The 11344-nt window shown below is 36.7% G+C and carries 12 protein-coding genes; 9 read left to right on the forward strand and 3 right to left on the reverse strand.

Annotated elements, in window-relative coordinates:
- Positions 1-167: 167 nt before the first annotated feature.
- Together LS64_RS10015 and LS64_RS10020 are read right to left on the reverse strand one after the other, a co-directional pair.
- A complete protein-coding gene (locus tag LS64_RS10015) occupies positions 168-1439 on the reverse strand; it encodes a pantoate--beta-alanine ligase (protein ID WP_052062407.1) in 1272 nt (423 codons plus the stop codon).
- Positions 1440-1462: 23 nt separating this feature from the next.
- Positions 1463-1984, reverse strand: a complete 522-nt coding sequence (locus tag LS64_RS10020; RefSeq protein WP_052062408.1) for a hypothetical protein — start codon at positions 1982-1984, stop codon at positions 1463-1465.
- Positions 1985-2065: 81 nt separating this feature from the next.
- Between LS64_RS10020 and LS64_RS10025 the strand changes: the two genes are divergently transcribed.
- The gene (locus LS64_RS10025) at positions 2066-2758 is read left to right on the forward strand and encodes a hypothetical protein (protein WP_034571098.1); all 693 of its coding nucleotides are present in this window, start codon (positions 2066-2068) and stop codon (positions 2756-2758) included.
- 87 nt (positions 2759-2845) lie between these two features.
- On the opposite strand, the gene LS64_RS10030 is transcribed toward LS64_RS10025, so the two are convergent.
- Positions 2846-3604 carry a hypothetical protein gene (locus LS64_RS10030; protein WP_034571100.1) on the reverse strand — a complete coding sequence of 253 codons (759 nt, stop codon included), beginning with the start codon at positions 3602-3604 and terminating at the stop codon, positions 2846-2848.
- Between the two features lie 451 nt (positions 3605-4055).
- On the opposite strand from LS64_RS10030, the gene accB reads away from it, so the two are divergent.
- From accB to LS64_RS10065, 8 genes are all read left to right on the forward strand, one after another.
- Positions 4056-4571, forward strand: coding sequence for an acetyl-CoA carboxylase biotin carboxyl carrier protein (gene accB, locus LS64_RS10035; protein ID WP_034571102.1), 516 nt, complete (start codon positions 4056-4058; stop codon positions 4569-4571).
- 24 nt (positions 4572-4595) lie between these two features.
- Entirely contained in the window at positions 4596-6248 is a 1653-nt protein-coding gene (locus tag LS64_RS10040; RefSeq protein ID WP_237416239.1) for an acetyl-CoA carboxylase biotin carboxylase subunit, read from the forward strand.
- 72 nt (positions 6249-6320) lie between these two features.
- On the forward strand, positions 6321-7328 hold the full coding sequence (locus LS64_RS10045) for a glycosyltransferase family 10 domain-containing protein (RefSeq protein ID WP_034571104.1): 1008 nt from the start codon (positions 6321-6323) through the stop codon (positions 7326-7328).
- A gap of 65 nt (positions 7329-7393) precedes the next feature.
- Positions 7394-7588 carry a 50S ribosomal protein L35 gene (gene rpmI / locus LS64_RS10050; protein WP_034571106.1) on the forward strand — a complete coding sequence of 65 codons (195 nt, stop codon included), beginning with the start codon at positions 7394-7396 and terminating at the stop codon, positions 7586-7588.
- Positions 7576-7716 carry a hypothetical protein gene (locus LS64_RS12520; protein WP_160659311.1) on the forward strand — a complete coding sequence of 47 codons (141 nt, stop codon included), beginning with the start codon at positions 7576-7578 and terminating at the stop codon, positions 7714-7716. Before rpmI ends, LS64_RS12520 begins: the two co-directional genes overlap by 13 nt.
- Before the next feature lie 217 nt (positions 7717-7933).
- Entirely contained in the window at positions 7934-8275 is a 342-nt protein-coding gene (gene rplT / locus LS64_RS10055; protein WP_034571407.1) for a 50S ribosomal protein L20, read from the forward strand.
- Positions 8276-8478: 203 nt separating this feature from the next.
- Positions 8479-9993 carry a transcription termination factor Rho gene (rho, locus tag LS64_RS10060; RefSeq protein ID WP_118949203.1) on the forward strand — a complete coding sequence of 505 codons (1515 nt, stop codon included), beginning with the start codon at positions 8479-8481 and terminating at the stop codon, positions 9991-9993.
- A gap of 9 nt (positions 9994-10002) precedes the next feature.
- Entirely contained in the window at positions 10003-11313 is a 1311-nt protein-coding gene (locus LS64_RS10065) for a GTP 3',8-cyclase MoaA family protein (RefSeq protein WP_052062441.1), read from the forward strand.
- The last annotated feature ends 31 nt before the right edge of the window (positions 11314-11344 follow it).

The raw sequence follows: 11344 nt of genomic DNA on the forward strand, positions 1-11344 counted from the left end.
CTAAAATAGATTCTAAAGATTTAGAATATGGTTATGGAGACTTTATTGATTTAAAAAGAGATTATATAAGAGAATGTGATGATAAAGAAATAAATCTAAATATACAAGGTAAAATCTTATTAGCACCTAGTAATGCCAGGGTGGTTAGGGTGGTGGTATATTAACATTTATTCTATCCATAAATTATCAAGTAGGCGCACTTCTTTTGGAGCGTTTTTGTGGCTATTTTGCGGGAGTTTGAAACGCACAGCGATTAAAAAAATGCAATTTTTTGCCTCTTTTGCAAGGCTTAAATTATGCGTGAAAAAATCCATATAATCAATGTCTAAACCGCTTAAGATTGCTAAAGCTTCGCGCTTCAAAGTGCCTATATCACGCACATTTTTTTTTATTAAAGATTCTATATGAAAGATTGTTTTTGGGATGGCTAACGCCTTTTGTCGCGTCTTAGAATCTAGATAAACATTTCGCGAGCTAAGGGCTAAAGTGTCGCTATCACGCACAATGTCAATGGGAATGATGCGCGTTTTTAATCGCAAATCGCGTGCCATTTTTTGAATGATTAGCAGTTGTTGGGCGTCCTTTTTGCCAAAATATGCGTTGTTTGCCTGTGTTAGATTTAGGAGTTTCAAAACGACTTGAATGACGCCTGCAAAATGCGTAGGTCGGTAGAATCCCTCCAAAATATAGCCCATTTTTTTAGGTGGATTTAGGGTGATTTCATCGGATTCAAAAGGGTTTTTGTTTTTTTTATTGCTTTTAGAATCTGTTTTAGAATCTTTAGAATTTGTTTTAACATTCTCTTTAGAATCTGTTTTAGAATTTCCCTTAAGATTCTCTTTAGAATCTATTTTGAAATCAACTTTAGAATTTTTTTTAGAATCTTGCAAAAAATCCACTTCATAAATCTCGCTAATTTCAGGTAAAAACACAATATCCACGCCCAAACTCTCACACATTTTTAAGTCACTTTCAATCGTGCGCGGATAATTTGCAAGGTCTTCACCCGCGCTAAATTGCGTAGGATTCACAAAAATGCTAACGATTGAAATATCATTTTCGCTCACATTTGCTTGTATTAAACTTTTATGCCCATTATGCAGTGCGCCCATTGTAGGAGATAAGCCGATAGTTATGTTATTTATAGCTTTTATAGAATCTAAGTTATGGATATTAGAATTTATTGCCCCTTTAGAATCCTTGTTAGAATCTCTTTTAGAATCTTTAGAATCCATAAATTTAGAATCCATATTTTTAGAACCCAAGCAAGATTCTATATTATCATTTTTAGAACTTTTTTTAATATTAGTTATAGAATCTAGATTCTGTAATCGTTGCAATATTATAGAATCTTTTTTAGAATCTAGCGCATTTTCTAATTCATTTTTTGTTTTCGCTATTATTAATTTCGCAACTTTACTTTTTTTAACATTAGGCATTTCATAACCTTTTAGCCACAAAATTACTCAAAACAATACTGCTCATAATTTGACTTTAGCACCACGCTTTTTGCAAACTGCTCAAATTCCAGCACTTCCTTAGCACAAATTGAATCTTTTTGCACAATCTGCGTGCTTGTAATCACCAACTTTTTCTTATTATTACCCCAAATGTAAGAAATCACATAGCCAGGCTCACTCTTAGTAGGCTCAACCTTAAACGCCTTATTCTCGCTAGGCAACGCCCTTTGCGGCAGGCTAAAGCCAGATTTTGCGTTCAAATTCGCCTTAGAATACGCCTCATAAGCCTGTGCTATCGTGGCATTTGGAAAGGTGTAAATATCGTGTTCTGTGGCGGATTCAAAGTTTTTTTCTAAAAACGCACGTTTTTTCTCAACGCTATTTAGCTCGGCTTTATAAAGGCTCTCAAACACACGCAGCCGCGCCTCTTCTAACGCACTAAAGGCATCTTCACTCCGCAAAATCCCACTAAAAATGCCAAAAAATATCGCCAAACCAACCCAAAAACTAGCCATTTTTTTCATTTTTTCTCCTTAAAATTTTGCGAAAATTATATCATTTATGTGTTATTATTTTGTTTTTAATTTGATTTTAAGGCGAAATTTATGCGAATTTATAGAATCTTTTTTAGTGTGTTTGTCGCGTTTTTTCTTAGCGGATGCACCTTTTATCTTTTTGATACTAATTATTATAAAGCCAAAAAAATTGCCAAAAATTACAGCGGAATCTACATTTTTGACAAAAATCTTTATGATGAAATCACGCAAATTGAAGCCCAAAATAAAGATTCTAAACTGCAATTGCAAAAGAATATAGAATCTAATTTAAAAAATAAAAACTCGCAAACCACGCAACTTTGGCTAGATTCTAAGGCGCGTTTCGAAAATATCGCTGCTAGTCTAAGCGGCTATAAAAATCCTAAAAATGCGAAGCGACTTTTTATTGTGGATTCTATAAATAAGGCGTTTCCACCAAAGCTTAAAAATGGCTTAAAATACTATGACGTGCCGAGTGCGAGTCTAGATTCTATCAGTGCAAAAATTCCGCAAAATATAGAATCTAAGCTAGATTCTATGATAAAAAATGACAAAAATTTTAAGCTACAGCGCGTGATTTATCCGCAATATTTTTATGTAAATGAAAGTGGCGAAACCACGCTAATCTCGGCTATCGTAGTGTATTTATACACAAATATTAACCGCGTTTATGAGATAAAAACACCGCAACATTCAACCATTCAATTTAGTAGCGGCGAATGGAAACATCTATACAAAAATAACATCTTTTACGCAGATTAGATTTCGTAAAATCCACATTTTTTAACACAAGAATACAAGCGAACTTGTTATTTGATATTTGCAAAATCCCAAAACTCTACAAAAATCTTAAAACCCATTTATCCCAATCTCAAGCATAATATTATATGAATTAGTTGCAGGATATGAAATATCTGCACCATTAAAGTTAGCATTTTTAGAACTATTTAATGCGTAATATTTCCCTATAATCTTACTAAAAAACGAAATTCGCTCACCAATCAAATGCTCGACTCCAAGATGTGCCTGAATGCCATAATTAAAGCCAGAAATAGGCGCATTCACGCTACTTGCAGCGTCCTTAAAAGTGTAAGAATCGCCAATCACAAAGCTATAACCCGCACCATACAGCACATTTCCCTTGCCCGCATTGAATGGAATCTGCCCACGCGCCTCAGCCCCGACATAATACAGCGTCCGCTCCACGCCACTTCGCATAAACTTTTCCACGCCCACGAGCGCATTGATAAAAAGCGGCGCATTATCGGTAAAAACATTCAGCCCAGCGCGCAGATTCCACTCGAAATTCACAAAAGGCGAACTTTTTTTAAACGCACCCAAAACGCCGCCACTAGCGTTACTCACGCCCCCGCCAATCACGCCATCCGTGCCGACATAATACCGCCGCACAAACACAGACTCATAGCCCAGCCGCAAATACCCGCCATACGCGTTCATATTCGCCGCACTGCCGCCCAAACTATTAAAATTGCCACCGATTGCCACAAGTCCGCTATTACACACATTCGTGGTGCAATACGCACTAGCCACGCCACTAAAACCAGCCACTAAAACCAAACTTAAGGTTATTTTTTTGACTTTTTGCATAGTATTTCTCCACTTTGTAAATTTTATTCTTACATTTCGACCTTTTTTAGAATCTCTAAATGTAGAATCTAGAATTTCTTAAAATTTTAAGCGGAATTTTATCACATAAAAACTTAAATTTTCCTTAAATAGATTCTATAAATATTATGAAAAATATAATAAAAATGAAAAAAAGTTAGCATATTATCAATTCTAGATTATCTCAAGCTAATATTGCTTATAAATTAAGTCTTTAGGAATGCGTAAGTAAATTTTACAGAATCTTAACAATATAGATTTAAAAATAAATAGAATTTTAACATAGTTTATGTTTTATTTTTCCTAAACGCTATTTATACGGAATATAATAGAATCTAGATTCTATAATCCACATTTTAAAACGCACAAATTGCAAAAATTGTAATTTTTATGGTATTATAGCAAGGTTATTTTAAGCTTAAAGGTTGAGAATATGAAAATTGATGAGATTAAAGAAATTATTAAAATGTTTGATGAAAGTAGCCTAGAATCGCTAAAAATTGAGAGTGAAAATTTTAATATTAAGCTTAATAAAGGGGGGAAAGTTATAGAATCTAGAAGTTTTGATACGCAAAAGTTAGCCCCAATTACTCCCCCAGCACCCACAACGCAAACGCCACAAATCACACAAATTATAGAATCTACCCCAGCCCAAGCCCCGCAAGTAGCCACTACTTCGCCTGTCAGTGAGCCTAAAAGTGCGGCAAATGCGGAGTTTATCACTTCTCCTATGGTCGGCACATTTTATCGCTCGGCAAGTCCGGGGGCAGCACCATTTGTAAGCGTTGGCGATAGTGTGAAAAAGGGGCAGGTTATCGGCATTGTTGAGGCGATGAAAATTATGAATGAGATTGAAGCGGAATTTAATTGCAGAATCATTGAAATCGAGGTCAATGACGCCCAGCCAGTCGAGTATGGCACGAAGCTTGTGATGGTCGAGCGAATATAGAATCTATTTAAAAGGAAGTGTAAAATGGAAAAGAAAAATGTGAAAGTAGATTCTAATAAAAGTGGTAAAAAAGTTATGGAATCTAGAACTTTAGATTCTATGCGGGGAGATTCTAAAAGAGATTCTACGCAAAAAATAGATTCTAAAAATCCTAACTTTAAAATCAAAAAGTTATACCAAAATGCAAGAGCCGCCAAAACAGATTCTAAAGATTCTATAAGCCAAACTAAAAAGCCAACTAGAACAAAAAAAGTTACAGAATCTAAAACAAAAAGCACTAAAAATATCAAAATTATAGAATCTAAACGCGTTAATAAAAAAGTAGAGCGAAAAAAGATTCAACGCATTCTAATTGCTAATCGCGGTGAAATCGCTTTAAGGGCAATTCGCACCATTCAAGAAATGGGCAAACAAGCCATAGCAATCTGCTCCATCGCCGATAAAGACACGCATTACTTAGAGGTCGCAGACGCCAAAGTGTGCATAGGTGGGGCAAAAAGTAGCGAGAGCTATCTAAACATCCCGGCGATTATGAGTGCGGCGGATTTGTTCGAAGCTGACGCGATTTTCCCGGGGTATGGCTTTTTGAGTGAAAATCAAAATTTTGTCGAGATTTGCGAGCATCATGGCATCGAGTTTATCGGTCCTAGTAAAGAAGTGATGATGCTAATGAGTGATAAATCTAAGGCGAAAGATTGTATGAAAGAAGCGGGTGTGCCAGTCATTGTGGGCAGTGATGGCGCGCTAAAAAGCTACCATGAGGCACTGAAAGTGGCTGATGAAATCGGCTATCCGGTGATATTAAAAGCCGCAGCCGGTGGGGGTGGTCGCGGTATGCGTGTGGTGCCTGATAAGGGACTGCTAAAAAACTTGTATTTGGCGGCTGAAAGCGAGGCTTTGAGTGCGTTTGGCGATGGCACAATTTATATGGAAAAATTTATCAATAAGCCAAAGCATATCGAGGTGCAAATCTTAGCTGATAAGCATGGAAATGTGCTGCATATCGGTGAGCGCGACTGCTCAATGCAACGCCGTCAGCAAAAGCTGATTGAGGAAACTCCAGCGGTGGTGCTAGATTCTAGTGTGCGTGAGAAGCTCCTAGAGACCGCGATAAAAGCGGCGAAATATATCGGCTATGTGGGCGCTGGGACATTTGAGTTTTTACTAGATTCTAACAATAAAGATTTTTATTTTATGGAGATGAATACGCGGCTGCAAGTCGAGCATACCGTAAGCGAAATGGTTAGTGGCTTAGATTTAGTCGAGTGGATGATACGCATTGCTGAGGGCGAGGAGTTGCCTAGTCAAGATTCTATCACATTCAAAGGGCATAGCATCGAGTGTAGAATCACAGCAGAAGACCCAGAGAAATTTTATCCATGTCCTGGCAAAATTACTGAATGGATAGCGCCCGGCGGGGCAAATGTGCGGCTTGATACCCACGCATACGCGGGATATAGCGTGCCTATGTTTTATGATTCTATGATAGGGAAGCTAGTCGTGTGGGCTGAGACGCGTCAAAAGGCAATCGCACGAATGAAACGAAGCTTAAAAGAATTTAGCATAAAGGGCATAAAAACGACAATTCCATTCCACATAAAAATGATGGATAACCCCGATTTTCTAGCATCCAAAATCTACACAAAATATCTAGAAAATGAATATAAATTAGGGTAATGTATCGTTTGTTTTTGGTGTTTACTTGCTGTATAGAATCATATCAAATATAATTCTAACAAGGATGCAACTTTGCGGATACAATTCTTACAAGATTTCATTGACAAAGTGCGTAATAAACGCAATCGCCTAAGTTTCCAAAGCAAGATTTATGGCAAGTGCTATTATCCATATTACAGCAAAAAGCAAGGTTTTAGCTTTAAAAAACCACGTATTTTTAATGAGTTTGGCGAACCACTCGAGCTATTTTTCCTGCGTAGCTCGGCTACTTGGTATAGTCCATATAATGATAGTAGATATTTCTTATGGGATAGATATAATTTTGGGCTTGACATTCATTTTTATACTGATAATGATATTTTTCAAACAATGGGAAAACCGAATGCGAAATATGCGCTATTTGGCGAACCACGCACGATTAATAAAAAAGTTTATAGCGATTTTGTCAAGGCGAAAAATCTAGCTAGTGAGTTTAAAAATATCATTACTTTTGATTCTATATTGCTTGAGAAATTCCCTAATGCGCGGCTTTTTTGCGGTGCTGCGCCGTGGTGTTATTTAGAATCTGGCGATACTTTATCTCATAGTGCGACTAAATATGAGAAAAAAAGCAAAGATATTAGTATGATTTGCTCTGGTAAAACTTTTACGCCCTTGCATATAGTTAGAAATGCGATTGCTTCACGGCTTAAAAGTAACGCACGTGTCGATATTTTTGGCTCTTATGTTAATAATTATGTGCGTTATACATCTCAAGCTCTTGATAGTTATCGTTATCATATTGTCGTGGAAAATATGCAAAGCGAGTATTATTTCACTGAAAAGATTCTAAACTGCTTTATTTCAATGGCTGTGCCGCTTTATATCGGGGCGACTAAAATCGCGGAGTTTTTTAACCCTGATGGAATTATCACCTTGCGCCCAAATGATGTGGATAATATAGAATCTATTTTGGCTGCTTGCACGCCACAAGACTACACAAATCGCCTGCCAGCAATAATTGAAAACTATCACAAAAGTTTGCATTATCTAAATAACGATGATAGGCTTTATGAGATGTTGTTTAAAGGGGATAAATAAAAGTAATAAATATGAAATTTTGTGGTATAATTTCAGCTTTTAATTTTATTTGAAAGGAGTTTAGGATGCCTAAGATGAAAACAAATCGTGGTGCTGCAAAGCGTTTTAAGTTGAAAGCGAATGCGGTAAAAAGGGGCTCGGCGTTTAAAAGTCACATTTTGACTAAAAAGTCGCCAAAACGCAAAGCACGACTAAATTCTCCGCATTATGTGCATGAGAGCAATCTTGATGCGATTAGAATTTTGATGTGTCGTGGTTAGCGTTGCGTAAATCGTGCGTTTTAAAGCGATTCTATATTTTAGAATCTTGCTTTAAATGGTTTGTTAGATTCTATAGATTCTATAACTTTTTAGCTTTAAAGTTAGGAAATTTAGAATCTAGATTCTAACATTTGGATGTAGGTTTATAGAATCTTAAGTTTTAAACATAAAAAGATTCTATATTTAGTCTCCTATTTTAGATTGAAAATGATAAAAAATAGGACAAGATTAAACATAAAGTTTGCACCTTGCGTTATTTTATTTTTTTATTTCAAACATTTTAAACAAAAGTTTGCGATAAAAAATTAAAAACAACAAAAAGGTAAAGTTACTAAAGGATAAAAAATGAGAGTTAAAACAGGTGTCGTTAGACGGCGAAGACATAAGAAAATTTTGAAGTTGGCGCGTGGTTTTTATAGCGCTAGGCGAAAGCATTTTAGAAAGGCAAAAGAGCAGTTAGAGCGAAGTTTGTGCTATGCGTTTCGTGATAGAAAGCAAAAGAAACGCGATTTTAGACGCCTTTGGATTGTGCGGATAAATGCGGCGTGCAGGCAAAATGGCATTAGCTATTCGAAGTTTATAAACGCGCTAAAAAAGGCGAATATTGCGTTAGATAGGAAGATTCTAGCTGATATTGCTTATAGCAATCCTAAGGCTTTTTCTACGCTTGTTGCTAAGGTTAAATAGCGAAAATAATCTACTTTTTTCATTAATTTTATTTTTTATAGAATCTAGATTCTGCGAAATATCTTACCTTAAAGGGTAGCAGGGTGGGAATAGATTAAAGAAAGATATTTTAAAACTTAAATTTAATCTCCCATTGTGACAATAGAATCTAGATTCTTAATCATTTTAAAACGTGATAGAATCTTAATTCTTAGGAGAAAAATATGTCGATTGAAAAAGATGATGACAATAAAAAGCGAGCATACAAACCACGCACATACACGCGAAACGCCCAAAATGGCGAGACGCACGAGCGTGGCTATGGCTACAGCAATCATAATGGCAACTTTAACGCCACGCACAACAACACACACAATGGCTACAACAACGATAGAATCTACAATAAAGATTCTAACAATTTCAACGAGCGTAACCAAAATGAGCGAACTCAATATGAAAAAAAACGCACGCACACGCCTGTTAGTGGCTATAAAATCGAGGAGTTGCGAAGCAAGCCTATTGAGGAGCTAACCAAAATTGCCACAAGCCTTGGCATTGAAAATCCACAAGAGTTTTTGCGGCAGGATTTGGTTTTTGAGATTCTAAAAACGCAGGTTAGTCAGGGCGGATTTATCCTAATTTCAGGCATCCTTGAGATTACAAATGAAGGCTATGGCTTTTTGCGTAGCATTGATGAGAATTTCACAAATACCCAGCACGACACCTATGTGAGCCAAAGTCAAATCCATCGTTTCGCCCTTAGAAATGGCGATATTATCACCGGGCAGGTGCGCGCGCCAAAAGACCAGGAGCGTTACTACGCCCTTTTGAAAATAGAAGCGGTAAATTATCTAAGCCTAGAAGAAATCAAAAATCGCCCACTTTTTGAGAATCTAACGCCACTTTTCCCCACAGAGCAAATCAAACTCGAATACAACAGCCAAAAAATCACAGGGCGAATGCTAGACTTATTTAGCCCTATCGGCAAGGGACAGCGCGCACTAATTGTCGCGCCACCACGCACAGGGAAAACGGAGCTAATGAAAGAACTCGCACACGGCATAAGCGAAAATCACCCTGAAATCGAGCTAATGGTCTTGCTAGTGGATGAACGCCCTGAAGAAGTAACCGACATGGAGCGAAGCGTCAAAGGGCAAGTATTCTCAAGCACATTTGACTTGCCAAGCACAAATCATATTCGCGTTGCCGAGCTAGTTTTGGAACGTGCCAAACGGCGAATCGAAGTGGGCAAAGATGTCGTAATCTTGCTAGATTCCATAACGCGACTTGCAAGGGCGTATAACGCGGCAACGCCTTCAAGTGGCAAGGTGCTAAGCGGTGGCGTGGATGCAAACGCGCTGCATAGACCAAAGCGATTTTTTGGAGCGGCGAGAAATATCGAGCATGGCGGGAGTTTGACGATTATTGCTACCGCACTAATCGAGACAGGCTCAAAGATGGATGAGGTAATTTTTGAAGAGTTTAAAGGCACAGGAAACTGCGAGATAGTCCTAGCTAGAAACATCGCTGACCGCAGAATCTACCCCGCATTTGATATTTTGAAATCAGGCACAAGAAAAGATGACCTACTTTTAGGGCAAGAGCGGCTTACAAAAGTGTGGATGTTACGAAATGTAATTAGCCAAATGGATGACATCGAAGCCCTAAATTTCCTATATTCCAAAATCAAAGACACAAAAAACAACGATGAATTTCTACTCGCGATGAATGATATTTAAGGAGAAAATATGCAACATTTAAAAGATAAAAGCAAAATAGATTCTATAAATATGGAATCTAGTGTAGAAATGGGGGGGGGGGGTAAGCACAACCTACATCACTCTTTAGAATCTGATTTTAAACACTCAAAAGATTCTAAAAAACCTAAAAATATTTTTTCACGCCTTGTTCATAGATATAAATTTTGGAAAAAGCTACTTAAAAATAATACATTTTTTTCTCGCTACATAGAAATAGGCTCTGGAGCGGAAACAACCGCAAGATACATGAAACAAATACCTTTTGGCTACAACCCTAGCAAGTATAAGACTAAAAGTCCATTTCGTTTTCTTATGCCTTTTAAGCGATATAGACAACAGGGTTTTTTATATTATTTTTATCAAAAATTAGTAAAATTAGAATCTAAATATAAGAAATTAGATAGTATTCACAATTCTTTTATAAAGAAATATCTAAAATTTAGAATCTTGTTTGGAAAAGTTGATATTCCATATATCGAAGTCGTTTTAACGCTAAAATGCACAATGCGTTGTGAATCTTGTGCTGTTATGGTCCCTTATTTTAATGCAAAAAATCAATATACTTGTAGCACAGAGCATATTATAGAATCTTTAAACGCGATGTTAGATAAAGTAGATTCTATACGCCTTGTGCGGCTTATAGGAGGAGAAACCTTGCTTTATAAAGATATAGTCAATGTCGTAAAATTTTTAGATTCTAATCCTAAAATTAAGGCGTTTAATATCGTTACAAATGGCACGATTATCCCAAGCAATGAGCTTTTAGAAAGCCTTAAAGATACGCATAAGGCTATGATTTTTATAAGCGATTATACACGTAGCCCTAATTTAAAAGTGCCTTTAAAACATGAAGCCATAATTAATTTGTTAAAAAGTTATAAAATTCGATACTATTTTTCATTGCAAAATGATGAATTATGGGTAGATGGTGGGGAAAAATATAAGCGAAATAGAAGCAAAGAAGAAATAAGGCAAAATTTTAAAAATTGTATGCTTAGATGCGTGAGCTTAATGAGCGTTGATAGTGGTGATAAAAGCGTGGATACGCAAAGCTTAGCACCTAAGGGAGCGGTATTTGTATGTCCTATTGCTAGCTCGCTTTCTCGTCTTAAAGGCTTAGATGAGTTTAGTGGCGATTTTATCGATTTAGCAAACGCTAGTAAAGAGCGTTATTTAGAGTTTTATGCGCAAGATTTTTATAAAGCCTGTGACTACTGCCCGGACATGAAAAATGGCTGGTGGAATGGCAAGCAAATACCAGTTGCCGTGCAAACAAATGAAACATTTAAGATTCCATAGATATATTATTTTATTAATTGTTAAGCTTTAT

This window comes from Helicobacter saguini, assembly GCF_000762875.2.
Lineage (GTDB): Bacteria > Campylobacterota > Campylobacteria > Campylobacterales > Helicobacteraceae > Helicobacter_A > Helicobacter_A saguini.